Source organism: Flammeovirga sp. OC4 (assembly GCF_000812565.1).
Taxonomy (GTDB): domain Bacteria; phylum Bacteroidota; class Bacteroidia; order Cytophagales; family Flammeovirgaceae; genus Flammeovirga.
This window is the reverse complement of the sequence record NZ_JTAM01000010.1, coordinates 128117-154605: the sequence shown is the minus strand read 5'-3', so window position 1 is coordinate 154605 and position 26489 is coordinate 128117. Positions and strand designations below refer to the sequence as shown.

Annotated in this window: 18 protein-coding genes; 12 read left to right on the top strand and 6 right to left on the bottom strand. The window is 34.6% G+C overall.

What is annotated here, in order from left to right:
- Positions 1-11: 11 nt before the first annotated feature.
- The 3 genes from PL77_RS09895 to PL77_RS09885 all read left to right on the top strand — a co-directional run bounded on the left by PL77_RS09895 (position 12) and on the right by PL77_RS09885 (position 4876).
- Complete coding sequence (locus PL77_RS09895; RefSeq protein WP_044204305.1) at positions 12-1715, top strand: RagB/SusD family nutrient uptake outer membrane protein; 1704 nt, start codon at positions 12-14, stop codon at positions 1713-1715.
- Positions 1716-1742: 27 nt separating this feature from the next.
- Positions 1743-4223: a SusF/SusE family outer membrane protein gene (locus PL77_RS30390; RefSeq protein ID WP_082026472.1), complete on the top strand. Its 2481-nt coding sequence runs from the start codon at positions 1743-1745 to the stop codon at positions 4221-4223.
- 263 nt (positions 4224-4486) lie between these two features.
- Positions 4487-4876 carry a response regulator gene (locus tag PL77_RS09885; RefSeq protein ID WP_044204303.1) on the top strand — a complete coding sequence of 130 codons (390 nt, stop codon included), beginning with the start codon at positions 4487-4489 and terminating at the stop codon, positions 4874-4876.
- A 44-nt stretch (positions 4877-4920) separates the two neighbouring features.
- Here the strand turns inward: PL77_RS09885 and PL77_RS09880 are convergent, their stop codons facing one another.
- The gene (locus PL77_RS09880; RefSeq protein ID WP_052444288.1) at positions 4921-5358 is read right to left on the bottom strand and encodes a BLUF domain-containing protein; all 438 of its coding nucleotides are present in this window, start codon (positions 5356-5358) and stop codon (positions 4921-4923) included.
- Positions 5358-9266, bottom strand: a complete 3909-nt coding sequence (locus PL77_RS09875; protein ID WP_044204302.1) for a chemotaxis protein CheB — start codon at positions 9264-9266, stop codon at positions 5358-5360. Before PL77_RS09875 ends, PL77_RS09880 begins: the two co-directional genes overlap by 1 nt.
- Positions 9267-9409: 143 nt before the next feature.
- Between PL77_RS09875 and PL77_RS09870 the strand changes: the two genes are divergently transcribed.
- From PL77_RS09870 to PL77_RS09845, 6 genes are all read left to right on the top strand, one after another.
- On the top strand, positions 9410-9901 hold the full coding sequence (locus PL77_RS09870; RefSeq protein ID WP_044204300.1) for a GNAT family N-acetyltransferase: 492 nt from the start codon (positions 9410-9412) through the stop codon (positions 9899-9901).
- A gap of 189 nt (positions 9902-10090) precedes the next feature.
- Positions 10091-10939, top strand: coding sequence for a hypothetical protein (locus PL77_RS09865; protein ID WP_156152310.1), 849 nt, complete (start codon positions 10091-10093; stop codon positions 10937-10939).
- Positions 10940-11291: 352 nt separating this feature from the next.
- Positions 11292-11783: an Lrp/AsnC ligand binding domain-containing protein gene (locus PL77_RS09860; RefSeq protein ID WP_044204401.1), complete on the top strand. Its 492-nt coding sequence runs from the start codon at positions 11292-11294 to the stop codon at positions 11781-11783.
- A gap of 554 nt (positions 11784-12337) precedes the next feature.
- Complete coding sequence (locus PL77_RS09855; protein ID WP_044204296.1) at positions 12338-14320, top strand: glycoside hydrolase family 97 protein; 1983 nt, start codon at positions 12338-12340, stop codon at positions 14318-14320.
- 172 nt (positions 14321-14492) lie between these two features.
- The gene (locus PL77_RS09850; RefSeq protein ID WP_156152309.1) at positions 14493-15038 is read left to right on the top strand and encodes a hypothetical protein; all 546 of its coding nucleotides are present in this window, start codon (positions 14493-14495) and stop codon (positions 15036-15038) included.
- 212 nt (positions 15039-15250) lie between these two features.
- Positions 15251-16936, top strand: coding sequence for a DUF6377 domain-containing protein (locus tag PL77_RS09845; RefSeq protein ID WP_156152308.1), 1686 nt, complete (start codon positions 15251-15253; stop codon positions 16934-16936).
- A 449-nt stretch (positions 16937-17385) separates the two neighbouring features.
- Here PL77_RS09845 and PL77_RS09840 read toward each other — a convergent pair whose 3' ends face one another.
- Complete coding sequence (locus PL77_RS09840) at positions 17386-19086, bottom strand: hypothetical protein (RefSeq protein ID WP_044204288.1); 1701 nt, start codon at positions 19084-19086, stop codon at positions 17386-17388.
- Positions 19087-19088: 2 nt separating this feature from the next.
- On the bottom strand, positions 19089-21659 hold the full coding sequence (locus PL77_RS09835; protein ID WP_044204286.1) for a hypothetical protein: 2571 nt from the start codon (positions 21657-21659) through the stop codon (positions 19089-19091).
- A gap of 137 nt (positions 21660-21796) precedes the next feature.
- Here PL77_RS09835 and PL77_RS09830 point away from each other — a divergent pair, with 137 nt between their 5' ends.
- Both PL77_RS09830 and PL77_RS09825 read left to right on the top strand, forming a co-directional pair.
- The gene (locus tag PL77_RS09830; protein WP_044204283.1) at positions 21797-23173 is read left to right on the top strand and encodes a YfcC family protein; all 1377 of its coding nucleotides are present in this window, start codon (positions 21797-21799) and stop codon (positions 23171-23173) included.
- A complete protein-coding gene (locus PL77_RS09825) occupies positions 23167-24075 on the top strand; it encodes a lysylphosphatidylglycerol synthase domain-containing protein (protein ID WP_044204281.1) in 909 nt (302 codons plus the stop codon). The genes PL77_RS09830 and PL77_RS09825 overlap by 7 nt, the downstream gene beginning before the upstream one ends.
- A gap of 1 nt (position 24076) precedes the next feature.
- Here PL77_RS09825 and PL77_RS09820 read toward each other — a convergent pair whose 3' ends face one another.
- Positions 24077-24643: an NAD(P)H-dependent oxidoreductase gene (locus tag PL77_RS09820; RefSeq protein WP_044204279.1), complete on the bottom strand. Its 567-nt coding sequence runs from the start codon at positions 24641-24643 to the stop codon at positions 24077-24079.
- Positions 24644-24826: 183 nt separating this feature from the next.
- Here PL77_RS09820 and PL77_RS09815 point away from each other — a divergent pair, with 183 nt between their 5' ends.
- The gene (locus tag PL77_RS09815; protein ID WP_044204276.1) at positions 24827-25684 is read left to right on the top strand and encodes a histidinol-phosphatase; all 858 of its coding nucleotides are present in this window, start codon (positions 24827-24829) and stop codon (positions 25682-25684) included.
- Between the two features lie 9 nt (positions 25685-25693).
- Here the strand turns inward: PL77_RS09815 and PL77_RS09810 are convergent, their stop codons facing one another.
- The gene (locus tag PL77_RS09810; protein ID WP_044204273.1) at positions 25694-26227 is read right to left on the bottom strand and encodes an NUDIX hydrolase; all 534 of its coding nucleotides are present in this window, start codon (positions 26225-26227) and stop codon (positions 25694-25696) included.
- Between the last annotated feature and the right edge of the window lie 262 nt (positions 26228-26489).

Sequence of the window (26489 nt, the reverse complement as noted above, 5' to 3'; positions counted from 1 at the left end):
CCTTCGAAACAATGAAAATTAAAAACTTATTATATAAAGGAGTACTAGTTGCGGCAGTGATGTTATCATCATGTGTAAATGACCTAGATACTGTACCTATAGATCCGGATTCAGCAACAAGAGATAGAGTTTACCAAAGCGTAAGCGATTATCAATTGGGTCTTGCTAAATTATATGGAGGTTTATCACTTTCAGGACAAAGAGGTCCATCTGGTGATGCCGATTTACAAGGACTTGATGAAGGTGCTTCACAATACATCAGAAAATACTGGGAACTTCAAGAGTTGCCAACTGATGAAGCACTGAATGGATGGGGTGACCCAGGTCAACCTCAAATGAGCCAAAACACTTGGACTGCAGACAACCCAATCGTAAAAATCATGTACGATAGAGTTTTCTATCAAATTGCACTTTGTAACCAATTCATTCGTGACGTAGCAACTTATGAAGGTGAAGACAAAGCAGATTTAGAGGGTATGATTGCAGAGGCTCGTTTACTAAGAGCACTTAGCTACTGGCACGCATTGGATTTCTTCGGAAATGGTATTCCAATGATTGACGAAAATAGCCCAGTAGGTTCAACTCCTCCAACTGCTCCTGAAGGCGGTTTCCAAGGAACTGAAATTTTTGATTACATTGAGAGTGAACTTCTTGAATTAGTAGCACTTGACAATGCAATTTTCAAAGATGCAGGTAGAGGTCTTATTGGCCAAGTAGATAAAGGTGCAGCTTACATGATGTTGACGAAGTTGTACATCAACGCTAAAATCTACAGAAACACTGAAGCAGGTTATGACGAGTACTTGACAAAAGCAAATCAAGCATTAGACGCAATCAATGGTATTTATTCATTAGAGCAATCTTATGCAAACAACTTCTTGTCAGATAACTACTTATCAAGAGAAATCATCTTTGCAGTGTCATTTGACGGTTTATCTACTCAAACTTGGGGTGGTACAACTTTCTTAGTACACGGTGCCGTAGGTGGTGATATGATTTCAACTGAATATGGAGTTGATTCAGGATGGGGTGGACATAGATCTACTTCTTCTTTAATCTCTTACTTCAAGAACACAGCAGGAGTAATGGCTGACCCAAGAGGTGCAACTACTACTGGTAGTGCCGTTCCTACAGATATGTTCTTCAGTGGTCACAACTTAAAAGACGAGGACGATAACGTAATCGGTAAGAAAGACGAAACAAACCCTAAATTATCAGATTTTACTGATGGTTTTGCAGTTGTGAAATTCAAGAACATTAACCGTTTTGGTAGCCCTGGTAAAGATCCAAACTTAACGTTTGTAGATACTAACTTCCCATTCTTCAGATATGCAGATGCGATCTTAATGAGAGCGGAAATTGGTTACAGACAATCGGGTTCAATTGATATGAGTCTTATCGAGCAAATCTGGGACAGAGCAGGTGTATCTACAGCTTTAAGAGCAGAGTATACAGCAAAAGCTACAAGTGATCCAGAAGGATTCTTATTAGATGAAAGAGCGAGAGAATTGTATTGGGAAGGACATAGACGTCAAGACCTTATCAGATTTGGTAAGTACTCACAAGGTTTAAACTGGCCTTGGAAAGGTGGTACTTACAATGAGAATACTGACGGATATGGTAAAGAAGTAATCGAAGAAAAATATCGTTACTACCCAATTCCAAACGCAGAGTTAGGTGCAAACCCTAATTTAACTCAAAATCCTTTATACTAATTGGAAGGCTATCAAAAGTAGAAAATAATGAGATATTTAAATTATATATTAATTCTCTTTACAGTAGTAATGTTTAATTCTTGTAAAGAGAAAGAGGATGTAGTATTTGACAAAAATACTACTACTCCTTCAGTTCTTTCATCTACAGATTTGAAAGATCAGTATACGCTAACAAAAGAGACTGCTGAAAAAGAAGACGATGAAGAATTGTTTGCATCTTTTGTTTGGACAGAAGCAAATATGGGTGTTTCAGCTTCACTTGTATATCAATTACAAATTGGATTAGGTGAAAACTTTGCTGATTTAACATCAGATGTTAAAGTATTGACAGATACTACGTTATCTAAAACAATCAACAAGGCTTTAGGTGAACTAAATGCTGATACAGCATCATTCAATGATGTTACCATCAGAGTGGTTTCAAAAATCGCAAACCAATCTAACAGTGGTACTGTTGCTACTACAATTTCTAATGTTTTAACAACAAGCGTAAAGCCATATCCTTCTAACCAAAAATTATTCTTGGTAAAAGGTCCTGAATTCAAAGTAGAAGACAGTAACTTATACATGATCTCATCTAATGCGGATCACAAGTATTCTGGTACTTTTGAATTAGAAACAGGTGTAGAATACAAGTTTGTATCTTCTGACAAAGAAGACGAGTTACCAGAAAACTTAATCCTTTACGGTGTAGATAGCGAAACTGATCCAACAAAATTAGTAGCAGGTAGTGATGTAGCTTTCACTGTTGCTGAAACAGGTAAATACAGTACTTCAGCAGACTTAAATGCGGGTGCTGATTACGGTAAATTCGAGTACGCTAAAGCGCAACCTATCTTATGGGTTCCAGGTGGACACAACGGTTGGACACATGATATTGAAGAAGTAGATCCAGAAGACCCTACATCATATACTCATGTAAACCTAGTATCAGAAAACAATGATGGTGTTTATACTGGTAAAGTTTGGTTAACAAGTATATTTAAATTTACAAACCAACCAAACTGGGATGGTACAAACTACGGTGCTGTTGATGGGTCTAACTTTGATTTAGATACTGATCCAAGTGCAGGTAACCACAGCGTAGATAACTACAATGGAACAGGTTTATACACTTTGGAAGTGAATGTAAATACATTGAAATTCAAAATCCTTGATTTCCAAGGACCTCCAATTGAAATTCCAGAAGAAAATGCATTATTCATCGTTGGTGACCACAATGGTTGGAGATTAAATCCTTCTGATAATTTAGTAGAAACTGCTGAAGGTTCTAACATTTTCACTGGTTACCAAAACATTTCTGATGCATTCAGATTACAAAAAGCGGTTGTGGATACAATTGAAAACAAATTAGTAGCTACAAATACGTATGGTTCTCCTGAAGTAACAGAAACAACAGACCCTAACAATCCTTACTTAGAAGGTTTTGTAGAAGAAGATGGACAGTATACGTTTAGAGCACCTGTTTCTGGTTTATATAAAGTAAATGTAGACTTATCTAACGGTACTTATGAGTTACAAAATTTTGTTCCTTCAGTGGTAACAGCACCAGTACACTCTTCTTCAATTGTACTTGAAGGTGATGATTCTCCTGCTACTACATTTGCATGGACTGCTTCTGTATATGGTAATGATACTCCAGATTCATACACTGTAAAATTAAAATCAGCAGGTAGTTCATTAGATTTAACGACAGTTTCAACAACAACTGTAGATATTGATGCTAAAACTTTTAATAAAGCAATTCACGACTTAGGTGGTGCAACAGCGGGTGAATCATATAGTTTGGATGTTGTTGTTGTTGCTAATAAAGCGGGTGAACCACAATTAGAATCAGCACCTGTTAAGATTGATGTCACACCTTACAAATTAGCTTATCCTGAAAAATTATGGATGACTGGTGGAGGTCTTAATGAATGGAACTGGGGTGAAGGCATTGATGTGGAATTACAGCCAGTCAATGGAACTCCAGGTAAATTCTGGGCAATTGCATATGTTACTTCAGGTCAAGGTGGATTCAAATTCTCACCAAACAGAGCTTGGAATGGTGACTTCGGTGGAGCAGGTTCAGATACTGCAACTCCAAGAGTCTCAGGTTTCGGTGGAGACAATGTTGATATAGCAACAAGTGGCTACTATACTGTAGTAGTTGATTATGCAACAGAAAAAATCTTAATAACTGAAGCTAAAGTATACTTGATTGGTAGCACAGTAGGATCTTGGGATCCAGAACAAGCTGACGCTATGTTTACTATCGATAATGAGAATAAGAAGATGACAATTACTAGAGAGTTAGTAGAAGGCAGCATTAGAATGTACGCTTCTGCAATTCACGATGGTGATTACTGGTTAGGTGGAGGAGACTGGTGGAGATCAGAATTCAATATCTTTGATGGTGTAATTGAGTATAGAGGAAATGGTGGAGATCAGGCAGCTGTACCTGTTGTAGCAGGTAATGCGACTGTAGAGCTTGATTTCACTGATAATACAGGTTCTATTACACAATAAGAATATACATTTATTGTAATATTAAGAGGGATGTCGAAAGGCATCCCTTTTTTATTTTCTAATATTATATTAAAAATTATCCAACTTTTCACTCAACTCATAAATCGAAAAAAAACTGTATTAAATCAAGTATTAGTTACATTTATAGTGCATAATGTTATAATATGTATTTGAATGCACAATAATTTATTGATTATAAAGGGCAAATCTGTTAAATTAATAATACGCTATTACACTTTATCTGTTCTATACTTTTACTACACATGAAGCAACTTATATTTATAGATGATGATCAGTTAGTAATTGACATCTCTAAAATAATAATAGAATCCTTGCCAGAAACTGCCAATATCGATAAGTTTTATTTCAAGAGCGGTGATGCCTTTTTACAATCCATTGATACCATTGATCTATCAAAAGAAAATGTGATGTTTTTAGACTTGAATATGCCTGGCTTAGACGGGTGGCAAGTTGTTGATGAAATGAGCGAGAGAAAACTCTTGGATTATTTTGAAATTTATGTTTTGAGCTCAAGTCTGCATCCTAAAGACAAAGAGAGAGCTGAAAAACATCCTTATATACAGAAATATATCGAAAAACCACTCTCTAAATCAAAAGTAAGAGAATGCCTCGGCATTAATGTTTCGGTATAAAAAAGAGCGGTAATTAATCATTTTGTATTAATTACCGCTCTTTTTTATTTAATATTTTTTTGAGTAGTGGCTATCTTTTCTAACATCTGATTTAGTTTTTCAATCACCCTATCTTCTTCAAAAATCTTATTGTCAACGGTGAAGAAAACCGTCTCTAGCAGCTCATGAAATCCAATTTCAATGAGTTCACCATATTCAATGTACCTCATACTCCAATCTTTAAACACCCTTTCCGTTTTTGGTGGGAAGTGTATGGATTTTAGTATAGTGTGTCTTTTATCATTGTGAAGGTTTTTAATTAACTGCTCAATCTCCTTTTCAGGGCCTTCTATATATTGTATAAATGTTTCTTTCTTATAAGTTAGATACCCCGTTATACTATGCGCTAGATTTTCCCTTTTTGCAATAGTTTGTATATCCTTTAGAGATTCAATTTCTATTTCGTCATTGGTTTGACTAGAGTAAATGTATGATGATATCATTATTCTTTTGGAATGTTAATTGAAAACGTGGTCCCTTGATCTACTTCTGAGGAAACTTGAATATTTCCTCCTGTTGCTTCTATCTGCGTTTTTGTCAAAAACAGACCTAATCCTCTAGCATCTTCATTATGATGAAAGGTTTGATTCATACCAAAAATACGGTGACCATACTTTTTAAGATCAATTCCTCTACCATTATCTTTTATCTTAATGTAGATGAATTTTTTCTCTTGATAGGCTTCCACTTCAATTTTGGGTAACCTCTTCGGAGCTCGGTATTTAATAGAATTACTCAGTAAGTTAAGAAAAATACTTTTCAAATACTCTTCATGATAATTGATTGTCAAATCTTTTTCGACATCAAGACTTATCACAACACCATATTTATTGATTTGTCCCGACAAAATATCCAATACTTTCATCAACTCATCTTTCACGCCTATTTTCTGACGTTCAAGCTTTGTTTTTTGTTGTACTTTAATGGCATCAGTCAGGTTGTTTACCGTATTTTCTAACTGTACTAATGCTTTTTCAAACAGCGTCAGATAGTTTTCTTTGGCTTCCTGCTTTTCCTCGTTCTGATAGAGTTCCATTAGGGCCAATAAATTGGATAAAGGAGATCGAATATTGTGTGAGGCAATATAAGTGTAACTCTCAAGTTGTTCATTTTGAACAGCAAGTGTCTGTGCTGTTTTTTCTGCCAACTCTACTGTCTCTTCCCACTGAGATTCTATTGACTTGTTGTAAGTATTGTCAAAAACGATGGCAAGCACTTTAATATTTGCATTCTTAGCACTTTTGTTGAGGCCAGTGACATTAAGATAAATTATCTGACCATCATTCCTTTCTACTCTAATAGTAATATCAAATTTATTCTCTACATTTTCAAAGATACTTTTACAAGTAGCATGATCATCAGGGTGAATAAATGAGATGAAATCTTCTATTTTAATCGTATTTTTAAGAGAATCTAACCCAAGCCAATTCAATAAAGTATCATTGACCTTGATATGGTTTGGCTCATCTTGTAGCACTTTGATGGTACCAAACTGATTAAGTTCAGATAAACCCTGGTAGGTAGAGGTAATGTCTTCTAATGACTTCTCTCTGTTGTATTTATTAGTGATATTTTCAATGCTACCGTACATCCCTACGGTTTTTCCATTTGCATTTTTCTCAGCAAGGCAAATGAAGTTGTAGAAACTATCATTGATGTGTAAAACAATATCAAAAGGGTGTCCACTATTCAGACATTTATTGATTTTTTCAGAAAACAGTTTGCTATTTTCAGGTTGTAATTGTGCATCAATATTTCTCCATAAAAAAGAATCATAATGATCAAATTTGAAGAGCTGTTTGATATTTTCTGAAAAATTGAAAGTATTTGTATCTGCAACCCAATTCCAAGTTTCTATATTCAACAAGCTGAAATATTGAATGTAATGAGAAAGCTGTTCTTTTAATAGAGAATTTTTTCGCTGTAAAATCTGAATAGGTTTCAGTGAACTGATAGGTATAAATGAGAGGATAATACCATCCGTATTGCTCTTTCTATCGCCAGAAGGAGATACTCGAAGTAAATAGGTTCGATCTTCTTTCGTTTTAACCTCGTGTTCCTGAACCTTATTTTCAAGCACTGCCTTTTCGATTGTTGAAAGTAGTCCCCCTTCAATTTCGAAGAAAGTATTGAACTGCATGATATTACGACCAATATCTTCTTTCTCAATTCCAAAAAACTCAGAAGTATTTGGAGCAATTCTTCTAATACTAAAATCTTTATCAAGATATAAACTCGCTATACCTGCAGATTGGAAGAGGTTAATGAAATCATCATTCAGTACTGAAATCTCATCTAACTTGTCTTTATATTCTTGATTGACAGTATATAATTCCTCATTGACAGATTGTAATTCCTCATTGCTGGATTGAAGTTCTTCATTTGAAGACATCAACTCTTCATTGTTGACTTGATAATCCTCGTTGATTCTCTCTATTCTTTTATGAGCAATTTTTAATTCTTGATGGAGGTGCTTTATTTCACTCTTAAGGTTTTTGATCGTACTGTCTTGTTCAATAACACTTTCGTTATCGTGTTCTTTACCATCAAAAAACTCTAGTATAAATAAGTCGTCATTTGTTTCAGTCTTTAACCTTCTAATGATGATGTCGGTACTGATTTTAGTCTGAGACTGTAACTTCAGGTTAGAAATTTTTCTGTTTTTACCGTCTTCTTTCGCCTTATTTATTGTTCGAACAATGTCTATGTAAACATCAAAATCAAAAACTTCCTTTAAAACAAGTTCATTTTTGGGAAACTTGAGGTATTTACCCACTTCATCAGAAGAAAAAACTAATTGTTCTTTTTCATTAATAACAATGATAGGCTGACAATAATATTCAATTAATTGCTTCTCAATATTTTCATATTCAAAAGAATCTTTGTTTACTACTTGCACTCTATTTTGTTTTGGTACTTTTATTTTTTTTGTATTTATATTGCTTGATTTATCAATCTCAAACCCTCTGAATTTTTCTGTTAGTTTAAAAAATTTGTGTTTGGCATTTTCTTCTACAAGATACTTATCGGAAAAATTCTTTTCAGATGGCCCCAAAAATAGGAAACCATTTTTATTGAGTGAGAACTTGATAGTATTTAGTATTTGTTGCTGTACTTTTGGTTTGAGATAAATCAATAAGTTTCTACAAATGACTAAATCGATATTAAGGAAAGGGGGGGTGGAAAGAATATCATGCTGTACAAAAGTGATGATATTTCTCAATGATTCCTTTACGTGATAATAGCTGCCTATTTTATCAAAATATTTAGAAACATACAGTTTAGGGATGCTTTTTACATCATCAGTAGTATATATTCCCTCAGAAGCTTTTTGAATGGACTGAGCATTCAAGTCAGTGGCAAATATTTTAATCTCTTTAAGTTGGTCTGAATCTTTTACACTTTCTAAAACCATCATGGCTATAGAATAGGCTTCATGACCAAGACTACAACCAATAGACCATATGCGGGTAACATCTTTTTGGATGATTTTTGGTATAATATCTTTTTCTAAATAGTCCCATTCATCCCCGTCTCTAAAGAAACTTGTCACTCCAATTAAAAAACTTTGAGCAAGCTTTCTACACTCAAAAGGAGAGTTTTCAAGGAGACTGTAATATTCATTAATAGATGTGATATTTTGATATTCCATCATTTTTAAGACTCTTCTGTAAAGAGTCTGTGGTTTGTATGCGGAATAATCAATATTTTCTTGTTGACCTATTAAATCTAAAATATTTTCAATTTTATGGTAATAGCTTAGGTTGATTTCACCATCACCATTAATGATGTTAGAAAGTGAGTCAGCAATTTCTTCAGCACTGATGATAAAGTCGATTTTAGCTGACTTTATCGCAGAGAAAGGCATCCCATTGAACTTTGCAGAGTTGGGATGTTGTACAAAAGTGATCCCTCCATGCTCTTTAATGGCTTTTAAACCTTCGGTGCCATCGCTACCTGTTCCAGACAAAATAACACCAATTGCCTTTTTCTTATATTCTTCGGCAAGGCTACTGAATAACGTATTTATAGGAAAAGTCAATTGCTTATCATTTCTTTCTTGATTGATAAGCATTTTCTTTTTTATAGTTAATGTAGAGTGGTTATTGATGATGTAAATATGATTCGGCTCAATAGAATGCGTCGAGTTTACTTCAATAACCGGTAAGTGTGTAATTTTTTGCAGTAGTTCAGGCATTAGACTTTTATGTGATTGAGACAAATGTTGTACAATCACAAATGCAATTCCTAAATCAGAGTGATAGTTTTCAAAAAGGCTTTTGATAGCCTCTAGTCCTCCTGCTGAAGCGCCAATTCCAACGACATAATTTGTTTTATCAGTAAGAGTCATTTTTTTTATCGGTTTTTTATTCGTTTACAAATTAATTGAGTAGGATTGCATATCCTAATTTAGAGATGTTTAATCTATGTTGCGTTAAACCAAATTTGTAATATTAAATAAATAATAATCTAATTTTTATTAAAGTAAGTAATATGCTGACCATAAAAAAAGTACAAACGGCAGAAAGTATTGAAATTGTTGAAAAACTTGCAATCGAGATATGGAATGAACATTATGTAGCAATAATAGGACAAGAACAAGTAGATTATATGTTAGAAAAGTTCCAATCTGTTGCCGCTATGAATCAACAAATACAAGAAGGTCTACACTACTATTTATTCTACTTTGATGAGGAGCCCGCAGGGTATTTGGGATTTAAGTTTGAAGAGGAGCACCTTTTTCTGAGTAAGATCTATGTACTCGCAAAATTTAGAGGTAATAAAATAGGAAAAGCAGGGTTGGACTTTGTTACGGTTGAAGCCAAGAACAATGAAAAAAAGGGAATACGTTTAACCGTCAATAAGTATAACACGAATTCTATTGAAGCCTATAAGAAAATGAACTTCGTTCAAATAGATGAGGTAGTGGCAGATATTGGTAAAGGCTATGTAATGGATGATTATGTCCTGTTGAAAAGATTGTAAATGACTGTTTTTTGACAGAATTTGAATTTGAAAGGGTTAGAACCGAACAATTATCTTCTAATGTCGTATCTGTTTATTAACAATGTTTTTCATTTTTAACGCAAGATAGTCATGTTTTGTCACGTTGGTAAAATAAAACCTTCTGATATAACTCTATCTTTGTAAGTGCTTTAGATAATGAACAAATTTATGAAAACCTTATTATTATTATTGATCAGTTTTGGTCTTTCAACTTCGCTCAGTTTCGCTCAAGATTATTACGTTTTACATATTAACGGAACAATAAAAGATATTAAATCACAAAGAAATCTGATGGTAGGTGATGTGATTCATTCTGATACAGAACTTGTCTTTTTTGAATCTACAGCAAAAGCTATTGTTATTAGTAAGGAAAAGGGGAGAATGCTTTTAGATGGCTCTAAGGCCAAAGATAACCGTCATGGTGAATTTGAAGCCTTATTAACGCAGGTGATTATGCCTGTTGCAGCTGATTTAAATATGAGTAGTAGAAGATTAGCAGAAGTACCTAATGAAGATATCAAAGATATAGGCGGTTATTTTGGAGAAAACCAAAGAGTTATTTTTGGAGATGAGTATACCCTTCATTTAGATAAAGAAGTTTTCAAGAAAAAAAGTGGATCAACTTATATCTATCGTTATGAGATCAACAATCAACCAATAAATAAAGTCTTAAAGATTTATGATGGAGAATTGTTGTTGAATAAGGTAGCTTTATATCCAATTGATCAATACGATCTTCCTGAACATGGTTCTGCTGTTGAAATCTACATCACTAATGTAATTTCAAAGAAGTCAGAAAAGATAGCCTCTTTTAAAATATGCTTCGTAAATGAGAAAATGCTTTATAGAGAAGTTCAGACTTTAATAAAAGTTTTGGACATCAAAGGAAAAGACGACGTTATTTTAGAAGAAGTTGATAAGTACATTCAAGGTACTTATGGTGAACCTTTCGAAGGTGAATTGAAAAGTTGGTTGATCAAAAGAAAAGTCATCCCAGCTTCAGTTGATTTGAAATGAAGGGAAAGGTAGGGGTTTGTCCTTTACACGGAAAGTGTATTTCGAAAGAGGTACACTTTTTTTGTGCTGTTAGATTAAAATGAAAAAGGTATGCGAAAAATCCACATACCTTTAACCTTAACCAATAAACAACACATAAAATAAACACATGCTTAAAGCTATGAGGATTTACACCTCTGCTGTCTGTATTAGAATTTTCATCTAATTCGACGTAGCTTTTCTGTATTTGAACTACAAATTTAGTGTATATTTCAAAAATTTGAAATCTTTTTAAAGTTATTAATCCATATTTTCAATAATTGTAATAAATTTGGGTTATTAATGAAGTGGATTTAATAAAATGGCAGAACTAATGGAAAAAATACCTGAGATTGACCACGTGGATATTAAAATTCTGTCCGAATTGCTTAAAGATGCGAAGACTCCTTATACTGAAATTGCAGAAAGAATCTTCGTTTCGGGTGGTACGGTGCACGTGAGAATGAAAAAAATGGAGAAGATGGGTATTGTCAAAGGATCAACTTTGGACCTTGATTTTTCAAAATTAGGGTATGATATCACGTCCTTCCTTGGTATATATTTAGAAAAGAGTAGTCTATATGAACAAGTGTGTGAGGAATTGGCTAAGATTCCAGAGATCTTAAACTTGCACTATACTACTGGAGATTGGAGTATTTTTGTTAGAATCGCCTGTCGCGATACCAATCATCTTCGTCAGGTGCTTCATGATAAAATTCAAAGCATCAACGGGATTACTAGAACAGAAACTTTCATCTCTTTAGAAGAGAAGTTCAACAGACCATTAGCGTTTGATGAGTCTGATATGACAGAAGAAATCATATAACGATCTTTTTTGAATTAGACCTAATTGGAAAAAATAAAGAGTTAAAATAAAAGGCAGAATTAATTTACTGTGTTTTATTTTAACTCTTATTTTTTACTTTTTCCCAAATTGCACCTGTTTTTACAGAACAGATCGATCAGATGTATCATTTCCCCAAAAAGCTAAGTTTACTATAGTTACCCCAATTGATACATCCTTCATTTTATCTAGCCATAGAATTACATCCACTTTATAGAGACACCTCGGTGAGATTCTTTACTCAAATTCAAAAACAAGAGTATTATAACTTAAAGATTCTCCATAAAGATTCAATAATCTAGCCTTTCTGAGTTTATACATCATCTATATGTGTTTTGTTTTAAATGATTGATATTCATATTGTTAATTATTTTTATTTCTATACTTTTAGGTTGATCAAATCTTAAAGACTACCATTACTGGAGTCTTCAATCGTACCTTTGACATATAATTAAATGTCTTTTGGAAAGGGCAAAAATCCCTTACAGATGTACCCTTAAAAGACAGAAGGTCTACTAAATGAGCGATTGAAGAAAATGAAAAGAATTGTACTAGTATTTCTTTTAGCTTTGAGTTTTTGTTTTTCAGCCTCCGCAAAGGAATGGGTGCTGCATTCTCCTGATAACAAGAATGAAGTAAAAGTAATATTTACTGGAGGAAAACTATTTTATGAAATTAAAAGAGAGGGAGAAACCCTTATCACAAAATCATCACTTGGTTTAACATTTAAGCAATTTGATCTGAGCCAGTTTAAGCAAGTCAAACAAGTTTCTACTAACTCAGTAAATGAGAAATGGGAAATGATTTGGGGTGAACAAAAAGAAGTGGTAAATAACTATCATGAAGCACAATGGAATGCACTGACAAAGAATAAAGATAAATTGGTGTTAGAATTCAGGATATTTAATGATGGAGTATCTTTCCGTTACAAGGTCTTAAATGATGAAGGAAAACATCTTGATTTGTTAGACGAGAAAACAGCCTTCAATCTACCTGAAAATCCAGAAACGTGGTGGATACATGCTGATTATGATTCGTATGAATTGCTGTATCAAAAGACGCAGTTAAGCGAAGTGGATTCAGCGCATACACCGATGACGATGGAATTGAATTCGGGTGTTCATGTTTCAATTCACGAGGCGGCTTTGATTGATTACGCCTCCATGACTTTAAAAAACAACGGTCAAGGAGTTGATTGTGACTTAGTGCCTTGGGCTGATGGAATTAAAGTCAAAAAAGACGGGGATTTAATTTCACCTTGGAGAACAGTTATTATTGGTGATAATGCTGGAGATTTGGTGGAATCTACAATGGTATTAAACTTGAATGAGCCCAATGTACTGAAAGAAACGGATTGGATTCAGCCGATGAGATACATGGGCATTTGGTGGGATATGCACTTAAATACTCGTGGATGGAAAAAAGATGAAAAGCACGGTGCAACAACAGAATACGCCAAAGAGTATATCGATTTTGCTTCTAAAAACGGTTTTGAAGGTTTATTAGTTGAAGGTTGGAATATCGGTTGGGAAAAATGGGATAACTGGAATTTTACTGAAGCTTATGATGATTTTGATATTGAAGAAGTACAGCGTTATGCTCAAGAAAATGGGATGACACTGATTGGGCATCATGAGACAGGAGGTAAGGTTGCTTATCAATATGAACCTCAAATGGAGGAAGCTTTTAAGCTGTATCATCGATTAGGGATTAAGGCTGTAAAAACTGGATACGTTGGTAAAATTGATAATGGGGAATATCATCACGGACAGTGGATGGTGAATCATTATCAAAGAGTAGTAGACTTGGGTGCAAAATATAAAGTAGCAATTATTGCTCATGAGCCAATCAAAGCAACAGGTTTACGCCGAACTTATCCGCACTTCTTAGCACGTGAAGGAGTGAGAGGTCAAGAGTATAATGCATGGGCTTACCCTTCTAACCCTCCGGAACATACCGTGATTTTACCTTTTACAAGAGGATTGGCAGGGCCAATTGATTTTACACCTGGGGCATTCCGAATGACGTTTGACGGAACTTATAGAGAGGAAGGGTACCCAAGTAGAGTCAGTACAACATTAGCTAAACAATTGGCTTTGTATGTGACAATGTACTCGCCCGTACAGATGGCTTGTGATCTACCAAAGCATTATGAAGAATTCCCAGAAATGTTCCAATTTATCACACATGTTCCGGTCAATTGGGAAGAATCAAAGGTACTGAATGCTTCTATTGGAGAGTATTATACAGTCGCAAGAAAAGATAGGGATACACCCAATTGGTATATAGGGAGTATCACAAATGAAAATTCAAGAGATTTGACAATACAGTTAGATTTCTTGGAAGAAGGAAAGATGTATCAAATGACGCATTTTGAAGATGGTGAAAATGCAGATTGGGAATTTGAACCCTACAATTATCGCATATCAAATAAAATGGTGAAAAAAGGAGATACTGTTCAACTTACATTAGCACCTGGAGGAGGAACAGCCATTCGCTTAGAGCAAATCAACAGATAAAATATTGAAATGAAAAAGTATTAGGACTCTATTGGATTAATGTAACATTCATTGCTCTCTATACATCCAATTAGGGCCATTGGCCAATGAGTCCTAGTACTTTCCACTAAAAACCTTTTCAAAAGAAAGGAAAGCGTACTATTTATTTTTTTATTGTTTAATCAATCTATTCATGCAACGTAATCACTTATTTCTAGTTTTACTGATGCCGGTTTTTTGTGCCCTTTTTGGGTGTGAAAACCCATATGAAGTAAACCTTATCACCTTTTCTGCTAAGGTAGTATCTCCCGAAAGTGGAGCCAGTTTTTTTTATAATGAGGATGTCGCCATCTCGTTAGCAGCAGAAGATCAAGCAATGTTGAAAAATGTTTCTTTTGAGTTAGTTCATCTTGATGATGATACTCAAGTGATGGAACAAGAAGCAATTCCAGAACAATTGGCTTGGACTTATACTGAAAATATCGGGATGTTTCCCGTGGGCTCTTATCAGATCAATCTTAAAGTAGTTAGTGCTCAAGACTACACACAAGAATTCCACAGCAATTTTAAAATTAAAGAATATGTCGAATTGGCTTTTGAAGCGAACGAGACAGAACTATACCTCAAAGGTGATTTTAATGGCTGGGGAAATAATAATCCACTCACTTTAGTTGGTGATCATACTTGGGAGGTTTCCGGCGTTCAATTAGAAGCTGGTACAACTTATAGTTACCCTTGACTTTTTTGCTTCGTTTTTGTGTTAAGACAAAAATGAAGAAGAAGGAAGTTTGAAAGTAGTTCCTATAAAATCATGTAGAATGACCGTTTGAAAGTAAACGTAAGCTTAGTTTACAGTGTATTTAAATGGAAATATTTATTGTCTTCAGAAACAAGCTATCTTTGTATTAGTGCTTATGAAAGTTATATGTTGTAAATGAATCCGATCAATCGATGAAGCATTTTTATCTATTTTCTCTAATGTTCTATTTTTTATTGATGAATCCTTTTTCAAAGGTGTGGGGAAGCATCACGCCTAAGATTGAGAAGAAGCTAGAGGAATTAGAAAAAGAGCAAGAACGTCGATATATCTATGATCAGCAAAGAGATGATCAACTCAAACGATTAAGAGAAAAAGCGGATAATTTTTTAGATACAAAACAGTATCAGCGTGCTTTTCAAGCTCAAGGACAAATTTTAGAATTGCTTATTTCCTATAAAGGGGAAGAAGCTTTGGCACAAGCCAATGTCTTAATTGAAACGGCCAATCAGCAGGATGACCCTCAATTAAAATTGGAGGCACAACTTAGCAAGGCTGAAGTTTTAATTTCTCTAGGAATATTTCTTGAGACGGAGAAGATTTTGAAAAATATTGCTCCTCACACACTAATTAAACGAGAATATATTGTGAAGTATTACACATTAAAAAATCGTTTAAGTTTTGATGTAGCGGAGTATAATGAATATGAGGAATATTATTGGAAGTACTATGAACAGGGGATGATTTATGGAGATTCGGTTTTGAAATATGCCGATGAATACTCGTTTACCTATTTATTCACCAAAGCGTCGAACTTTGCACGGAGAGGAAAATTAGACAATGCAATTGCTATATACGATCGAATTATCCATGAAGATAAAGTGACTTTGCATGAATTAGCTATGACTCACGCTAGTAAATCTTGGTTGTTGGAAGACAATGAAGCAAGAATTTTAGAGCTACAGCAAAGTGCTATTTATGATATCCGTTCATGTACTTATGAAGCAATATCAGATCAGGCCTTAGCGGTTTTATTTTTTGATAGGAAAGAATTAGAATTAGCAGATCACTTTATGCAAATGGCATTGAGAAATGCACGACAATATGGTGCCCGTCAGCGTATTTCACAAATCAATAGCTTTCTACCCATTATTGAAGCACAAATTGAAAATTTACATCAGAAAAAAGAAATGATATGGTTTAGTCTGATCGTGATTCTTTCCATATTCATTTCATCCCTTTTCTTGCAAACTGTAAGATTAAATAAAAGAAACCGTCAGATTCAAAGCTCTCAGAAGTTGATGAAAAAACAGAACTTGGAGTTAGAGACAAATAATCAGCAGATTAAAGAAAATCAAAAGCTATTGAATAAGAAGAATGAACAATTAGAAGAAATCAATATTCAGCTTCAAAATGCCAATAGTTTAAGGGAGATGTATGTCAAGCGGTTTTTTGAAATCAGTGCCCAGTTTTTTGAACAGTTAGATTACTTCCATTATACGGTTGGAAGTCTATTGGTTCAAAAGAAATATACTAAAATCGATGATCTTATTAAGGCTTTCAAACCGAAGAAACAGAGGGATCTTTTTTATCAAAATTTCGATGAACTGTTTTTGGATTTGTACCCTACTTTTATCAAAGACCTTGAGAAAATAACCAATGATAAAGGTGGCTTTGGTTCTACTAAAGAGAAGAAATTAACGCCAGAACTTCGTGTTTTTGCACTGATGCGTTTAGGTATTTCAGATACTGACCGAGTGGCTAATATATTAGGTCTGACAAAAAATACGATTTACGCTTACAGAAATCGTATCAAAGCAAAAATTCCATCTGATGTAAAAGACTTTGAAGAGCAGTTGATGAATATTTCATCGATCTAATGAAAATAATTACACTCTATATCAGGCTTTTTATTTGTGATTTTTAGAAAGAAAATGAAGCTGATGCTTAACATTCACGCAAGTGGAATTACTACTTTTTTAATTTGGTAGTTCTACCCCGGCCTTGAAGGGAAAAGCGTTAAGAATTTCATGTATTGAGCCGTTAAAAATGATTTTATTGTTTGAGCTTTAGCGAGTTTAAAATCATTTAGGCGAGAGAAATGAAATTTAGCTTTTGCATTCAAAGCCTTGACTTTTTTGCTTCGTTTTTGTGTTAAGACAAAAATGAAGAAGAAGGAACTTTGAAAGTAGATCCTATCAATACTTGTAAAAAGACTGATTGAAAGTTAACGAAAAGCACTACTTATAACAAAGTGTGAAATAATGAAGGGCTAGACTACCATTTTAGCCTAACCCTTCATTATGTTTAAAGAACGATTGTTTTAAAATTAAATTCCTACATTCCACTCTCGCATCATCTTTTTGATACTTTGCTTGATTGGATCATTGCTCTCTGCATTATTCATCACTATACCGATAATCGGTAAGAAATTATCATCATAATTCATGGTCCATACAGGACGTCCATAGCATGCATTAGGACAAATCAGCCATAAGAAGTCTGGTTTCTGATGGTCCCTTTTTTCTCCAATTACCCTTACACAAGTATAATATTTGAAAGAGGATTCCTTAAGATCTTGTTCCAGTACCGTTTTAGCCATCTTGTATTTGGCATCCAAAATACCATATCGCAATGATAGGTGAGGATCGCAGTATTCCAATACAAAGTCAGGCGTATAGTAGAAACTGTCTCGATGTGGTTTCCCGTGTAATACTAAGTGTGTATCTCCCGGTTCTCTACCAATTTGTGGTTGATAGAGCAGGTTCATTTGCCATTTACCATTGATAGGCTGTATAGAAACACGCTTAGGGATAAATTCGCCTTCCTCAGTGTCGCTTATTTCCAGTTTATAATTAAAGTCCTTGAAGCATTCCAACAACGCATCATATAACTGATAATAAGTGTACAGCTCGTAAATTTGATCCAGAAAGGAAGTTTTAACGGCTCCCGTATCGTTTTGAGTATCTAACTTAAGGTTGTAAACCTGAAGTAGATTCAAGAAGATATTGGAATAAACATTTACAGAACTAAAACGCTTGGTCAAAAGGGGAGGGTGAACATTAGGTGTTGTATTGGGGAAAAGTTGCATGTATTTCCTTTCCAATCTGTACAACCTCGTTCTGATGTCTTGTGCGTCCTCAATGGCCTGAGCATTAATAATCACTTGAGCCGATTCAAAAGTGGCGTATCCGCTTCCTTCATTCTGAATAAGGCTTTTCTGCCCATTGATTCTTTCAATATGACTAATGAGGTCATCGACAAGTTTTCGCGCCCAATAGAAACCTCCTAGAATGCACTCATTTTCATAAGTGGCATACTCCATTTTAATTACTGGAGCATCAATTCTGTCTATAACAGTGTATTGCCCATCAATCTCAATGGCGTCAGGATGATCTTTTAACGAATCATCAAAATACAATTCATCAAGATGTTCTAATAGCCAATCAATACTTTGCTCATCAATATTGGCGGTGGCAAAATCTTGGATTTCACGATCTTGAATAGTACTGTATCTTGGGCTATGTGCTAAGGCTGGCAGAATGTTTTCCATCTCGTTGATAAACTTCTCCAAAGGAGAAAGTCTAGTCATACTAATGGTGGAATTGTTCTTTTCTCCACCTACTTCTTCTTTTGTGAAAAGCTGGAGGATCAATGATTTATTCTTACGATAAAGGTAAGTAATCATGCCTTCAGCATCCTCACTACTCAATTTAGAAGCATCTACTCGAACTTGAAAAGAATCTTGATCTATCTTTACTGTAGCATGTCCTAATTGGTTGGAGAAATGTTGCCCTAACCCTACTTTGACGATGCCAATTTGCTCGTCGTTGGTGATAAGGGATTTATCGACCTCAATTTCATCAATAAAAACATCTGTACTGACAGGAAGTTCAAAATAATGAAATTCTAGTTCATAGAAATGATGCTCCAAAACGACGTGGAAACCGTCGATTGGGAGCACCTCTTCTCTTTCTGTATTGTAAGGTGGAGCACTATCTTTTCGGATATGAAAAATTTTGAACTCCATATTTATCCATCTATTGAGAAATAATTGTAGAAGTGATGGTTGAAGCCTTCTTTACCGCCTCTTTCCAACATTTTCTGTAAGGTCCATTCAGCGTGTGAATCTTTTAAAGCGAAGCTCTTTACAATTTCTAATAAAGCCTTAATACCTTCTCTCGATTCAGCACCTTGAAGATTAATTCTTGTGAATACTCTTTGAGCTAAGCAATAATCCAATGGTCTGAATTGCTCATTCATCGCAGAGTGAGCCAAATTACAGTACTCAATGACTGCTTTTCGAGTACGTAAACTAATCTGAATACCTAAATTTCTTAATTCTGAAGCAATTTGCTCAAAACGTTCCTCTAGTTCTGTATCAATAAATTCTAATTGATCAGGAGCTAATTCTTGTTTGAAATCTTTTAACTCAAACAATGAACGAATGTTGTCAAATGGAATTTCAAAAGGTTCAGGCATTATAATTTCAGACCCGATCAAAGGCATATTACTTCTTGGAAGATCCAATCTAATGATATGACAACGGTCCAATAATCGTGGAGAGATTTGCTCCGTTGTAGAATCTAGATTAAGTGTACCTAAAAAACGTAAATTGTTGGCATACTCAATCGATTCATTATTACCTAATGAAATCTTTAAACCCTTGTCTAATTGTGCTTTAGAATCCGTAAGCGAATAGAATGAAGCCCAATAATGTTCAATAGGGCTAAGATTCGCTTCATCCAATAGACAATAAGACATTGGAGATTGTAAGTAAGTAGAATTATTGAATTCGCCATCCAACTGCTTTAAGAGGTCATACAAATCGGTATTTGCTCTCTGAAAACGTTTTGAAAGTGGATTGGCAAAACCAATGATATCTTTTTGTGAAGACCAACCTCTAGCGACAGAAATCTCCGAGTAACGATCGGCTTTTGTAAGTGATTGGATCATGTATCGACCCAATGACGTTTTACCTGAACCCGGAGGTCCCCAAAGCAACGTTAAAGAGTTTTGATGCATGGAGATCAGCAAATTGGCAATGAAGTGATCTGGGTAACTTCTTCCCAAACGTCCCAATCGCTTATGAAGCTTTTGCGATAACTCCTTTAGTGTCGTAATCGCAGTTGGTTTTTCAATTCTATAGTCCTTAATGTCCAATACTTCAATCGCTGGAGTGTTCTTCTTTGAATTGGCAGAACCATTACTGAAAACGTCCAATTGCATTTTGGTTTTCAATAAATTCTTCAGCGCTGTATCGGCATCTTCTTGAGCTTTTACAAACTCTTCTTTTAAGGCTGAAATTGAGATTTCTAAATTATGTTTGATCTCCTTGGCATTATCAATTTCTTCATTGATACGTGCAAGGTTGTCAAAATTGTGGGCCAATTCAATTGCTTCAGCACGGTCAGAAAGTTCTTCGCGTACTTTTTCAAGTTTTGAAAGTCCTTCTTCAATTTCTTTGTTGATGGCAAACTCTCTTTCCTTCTGAAGACTCTCTCTAATTTTCTGCTCATTGGCTTTCAAATTATTAATGCCTTCTTCAAGGTCTTGCATTTCTTCCTGCAAACGCCCCGTTTCTCTTCTTACAAGGTCACGTTCCCTTTTTTGTTGAGCAACAGCATTGTCCAACTCCAATTTTTCATTTTGGAGAGAATCAAGACTGGCTTTAAAAAAGTCATTTTCAGCTAAAGAAGTAACGAATTGTTGAAGATACTGCAGGTTCTCCTGCGGTTTTTGGAAAAGCTTTTCCAAACGTTGATAACGCTCTTGAAAAGAGTGAATGGCATTATCTTTTGAGATTGCTTTCCAAACTTTATCGGCTACTTCTAACGATTGCTTTTTATTCAGTTGCTCTTCAGCCCATTTGAATAAATCTTGTCGGCTGATAAAGTCAACGGTATCTTCAATGTAGTATTCAATATCATGGGTACTTCGGACTAACTTACGTTTTAGTCCTTCTTCCGGCATATTGAACTCGAGAAAAGCTTCTGATGGTAGGTTGTAAGCTTCTACACTTTTACGAACACCTGTAGCTGATAAGCGTATTGCTTTGGCTTCAGTACTCGTTTTAACACCTACAAAAGGACCGTAAATTAATCCATCTTTAGATTCTACGAAAAACTTACGTTCCTGAGCGACATACACCTCGTTGATGATGTCATAATAATGTTTGTCTGGATGAAACAGGTGTAATTCAAAGTCTATTTCACCAGGGAAAATTTCTAATAATTGATCTTCTGAAAGTGCACTTAAGCGATCAGCGTGTGTTATATGTTTCGTTAAAGAATGTTCCTTATTGTGCTCATCATCATCTGTGAGTTGTTTATTGGGTCTAACACCTTTAACTTTTATTAATTCCTCTAACTTAAAATCCGTTGTTAATGTATAAGGCGCACTCGCCAAAAATATGGATTCACCTAATTTGTTAATATCTAACTTAAACCAATCTTCACCATCGAAATAAAATAAAGGAATAATAAATTTTTTATGCTGCTTAAAATTTTGAGGGTGCTGAGCACCAATTATATAACTATCTTCTCCTAATGCTTTATAACTTTCATAATCGTCAAAAATTTCATCTAATTCTTTAATTTTCATTTTAAAATGTGTAATTGTAATATTTATTTATTCTTGAAAAATAGTCAATGTTACGCATTAATAAAAGTGATTTTTTTTAGTTTGTTTACTCTGTGTTCGATAAGTTTGTGTTCTATTTGACTTGAAACCTATTCTTAATGAAAAAACTTCCAGATACTTTAGTCATCGCCTCCGTTATTCTATTAGTTTTTATTGGTCTAACTTGGCTTATTCCTGCAGGAGAATACAGTAGAGAGCTGCTGAACGGTAGAAATATTCTAGTACCCGGTTCTTACCAAGAAGTGGAGGCGTCTCCGCAGGGTATTACTTCATTTTTTACTGCTCCTTTGAAAGGTTTTATTTCTGCTTCAGAAATCATTGCCTTCATTTTTGTGGTAGGAGGTGCTTTTGGGATGATGAACAGTACTGGAGCGATTGAGGCGGGTTTACAAGGTTTGGTCAATTGGAGTAATAAACATACGCTCTATAAAAAGATTGTAATCCCTTTTATAACCGTGATATTCTCTATTGCAGGTGCAACTTTTGGAATGTCAGAAGAAGTATTGGTTTTTATTCTGGTGACGATTCCCATGGCGAAAGCCATGAAATTAGATCCGATTGTTGGAGTAGCCATACCTTTTGTGGGAGCAGGAGTAGGTTTTGCGGGAGCGGTGAGTAATCCCTTTACTATTGGTATCGCTCAAGCAATTGCGGAAGTACCGCTGTTTAGTGGTTGGCAATACAGAATTTTTGTTTGGGGAGTATTCACCACAATTGGGGTAGCTTATATTATGCGTTATGTACTGATGATTTCTGCAGATCCATCGAAGAGTTTGATGCCTGAGAGTGTAGGATCTGATCAAACTTTGAAGAGTGCTGAAAAAGTACATTTAACATGGCAAAGAATACTTGTTCTTCTACTTTTTGCCCTTGGTATAGTACTTTTAGTTATTGGCGTTGCGAAGTATGAATGGTATATGATTGAAATCGGAGGACTATTTTTTGCCATAGGTGTGGTATCTTGTTTAGTCTGTGGGGTGAATTTGGAGAAAATGAACGGCAGTTTTGTAAAAGGGGCCAAGGAGATGATGACAGCTGCATTGGTGGTCGCTTTTTGCAAAGGGATTTTAATTATTGCTTCAGACGGAAAGATTATAGATACAGTTTTAAATAGTATTGCTACGGCAGTCAATGGATTGCCTAAAGTGGCTTCAATTGAAGCAATGTTCTTGTTTCAGAGTTTATTAAATACCTTTTTGCCATCCGGAAGTGGACAAGCAGCTTTGACCATGCCTATTATGGCGCCATTGAGTGATTTATTGGGTATTTCACGTCAGATAGCTGTATTAGCATTCCAATTTGGTGATGGCTTAACGAACTTAATAATCCCAACAAGTGGTGTGACAATGGGCGTTTTATCCATAGCAAAAATCCCCTATGATGTTTGGGTGAAATGGATGGGACCGCTTTTGGTAATACTCATGGTCGTCGCGGGTATTTTATTATTAGGACCAATGTACTTAGGAATATGGTAGCAAAATATCAGAAAGTATTAAGTTATAGCCTTAAAGGCGTTGCAGTACTTTTTGCTATTTATGCCCTTTATCAGTTTTTAGTTTATGCTCCTTGGGAAAAGGTAAGTATACAATCTCCAGTTTTTTTAGTTTTAGCATTTGTGTTGATGCCTTTAAACTGGATGTTAGAGTCCAAAAGGTGGCAGATTTTATTAAAACCACTATTTGAAGTCTCTTTTATTAATGCTTTGCTGGGTGTTCTATCGGGTTTAGGAGCGTCTTTTTTAGCAGGGAAAACTTTAGGGAATGCTTTAGGAAGATATTGGGCAATTCCCAAGTCAGTGGATAGAAACCAGTCCATAGGAGCCCTTTTTATAAGTCAATTGACGCAAGGAATCCATACATTTTGGGTTGGTATTCCTTGTTTACTTTGGTTCTTAAGAAATCACATCATTAAACTTCAATATGAGTATTGGCTGTTAGGGATACTTGCCCTTATTCTTCCTTTTCTATTTGTAATTGGGAAACAAGCCTTTCAAAATGAAAAAGTGATTCATTTTTTTGAACGTTATTTTTTAATTCTCAAAACATACACCTTGAAGTTGTTGATTACGACAACGGTTTTAGGTTTCGTACGTTATTGTGTTTTTACTCTCCAGTTTATTTTAATCATACATTCTATTGATACATTAATCTCTCTTCAAGTCTTGGTGATCATAGTTCCAGTGATCTTTTTGATTAAAACAGTATCTCCAAACTTGGGAGGCTTTTTAGATTTAGGAATTAGAGAATTATCTACTTTATATATTTTTGAATATTTAGGATTAGACCCTAATATCGCATTAGTTTCTGCATTAATGATTTGGTGTATCAATATTTTAATTCCTTCTCTGATGGGTTTAGGAATTCGATGGAAATTATAAATTAAGATACATTTCTTCTCATACTTGGATCTAAATAAGGATCAGTAATATGATTGATAAACTCTTTTGCAATTTGCGTTAACTTTGATGAATTGTTCTCTCGCCCTAAGGTCAATGCATTATAAACAGCGTAGGTTTTTCTAAAATTCATACCCGTAAGATTTGCTGTTTGTTCAAAAGGTCTAATAAAGTCTTCCATTGTAAAACTATTAGCATCTGACTTTTGATATGCTTCTTTGGGGCCTCCAACAGTGATGGCTGTTAAAAACTCTTTTCCTTTTAGTTTATCTCCATTTATTCCAAAAGCAAACCCATGGTTTAATACATTTTCCATGTAGTTTTTTAAAATAGGAGAGACATTGTACCAGTGTAAAGGAAATTGAAAGACAACTCTATCTGCCCTTAAAAGAGCATTTTTTTCGAAATGAATATCAATTCTTCCGTCAGGATACATTTCGTTCAACGGATGGAAATCAATGACACAAATCTTTTTGATCTCCTCAACAAATCTCCGGTTAATTACGGATTGGTTGTAATTAGGATGTGCAAATACAACTAAGATGTTCATAGTATTGGGTAACTTTTAGTAATTAGGTTTAACTTATTGTATTAAAAATGGTTGTTCGAAGCAAAAAACTTAACAATAAATCTTTATTCAAGTCTATAAAAAAATAAGATATTACTATGACATATTGCCAAATGGAAATTATATTAAAGAGTAACTATTGATGAAATTTATAAACCATTGATTATGAAACCCTCATGGACAAATTTTCACAGTCATACTTTTTATGATGATGGAAAATCCCCTTTAGAAGACTATATAATTGCTGCCATAGAGCAGAATGTGAAATCTTATGGTTTTTCTACACATTCACCTGTCCCTTTTCCTTCCACTTGGAATATGAAAATGGAAAACTACAGGGAATATCTAGCAGAAATTGAGCGTCTCAAAGAAAAATACAAAGATCAAATACAGATTTACGCAGGTTTAGAAGTAGATTATATTGAAGGGAGATGTGGTGTCCATAATTTTCGAGAATTAGATTACTCAGTAGGTTCGGTGCATTATGTTAATCAGTTTGAGGATGGTAGTTATTGGGAAATAGATTACACTAAAAAGCATTATGATAAAGGCCTTCAGGAAATTTTTGGAGGAAGTATTAAAAGAGCCTTTCAACGTTATGTAGACCTCAATATCAAGATGATCGAGGAAGATACTCCTACTGTTTTAGGGCATTTAGATAAGATGAAAATGCACAACTCTACCGGAAAATGGTTTGAGGAAAATGAAGAGTGGTATCAGGAAATGATTGAAAATTACCTAGAGGTAATCAAAGCTAAAAATATTATTGTGGAAGTGAATACGAGAGGCTTTTATAAAGGCTATTCGCAATTATACCCTAGTCCTTGGATTCTAGAAAAAATTCTTGAAAAAAATATACCTATTACCCTAAGTTCTGATGCTCATACTACTGCAGAAATTACAAAAGGCTTTGCAGAGACGGCATTACAACTCAAAGAAATAGGATTCAAAACCATGCATGTTTTATGGGATGGAAAATGGCAACCTTTCCCATTTGATGAGAAGGGTGTTTACCTGCCTTAAAATGACAGGTTAATATTTTACGAATTGACCCAAGTTTACTTTCTCCTTGGAAGGGGAGGCAATGTAGCTTTCTAATGCAAATGTAGAAGATTCAAAAGCAATCTCCTTCCATGGAATTTCATCCAACTCAAAAAAGCGTACTTCTAAGCTTTCAGAAGTTGTTTTCTCATATTCTTCTGAAGTCAAATCCACTAAAAATAATAGGTATACTTGGTTGAAATTGGGTAATGAAAATACGGTATGTAAGCGTTTTACTTCACCTTTAGCCCCCGTTTCCTCAAATAGTTCTCTCAAAGCACCATCTTCAGGGCTTTCACCATTTTCTAAAAACCCGGCAGGAAGGTTCCAAAAACCATATCGAGGTTCAATAGCTCTTTTAGCTAGTAATACTTTCCCATTGTACATAGGAATACACCCCGCTATTATTCTTGGGTTTTGATAATGTATGGTATCACAATTCGGACAGTAATAACGATGTTTATGATCTCCTTCTGGAATAATATACTCTAGTTGCCCATTACCGCAATTGCTACAAAAATTCATGCTTTGTTTTATGATTAAGTTATTTCTGTCTGATTACCTAAGTACTAAGATAAAGATAGAGGTTGTCTTTTACTTTCTTTTTTTAATCTTATATACTTCATAAGAATAGTCTTGAAACCAAAATTTATGCAAAACGAGGTTTCAAACCTGCTCAAATTATAAAAAACTTTACAGAATAAAGAAAACTAATTTTTAATCCAAACGAAAGTAACTACTTTTGACCTCGATTATAAACACTCATTTATATTAAACAAAGTACTTT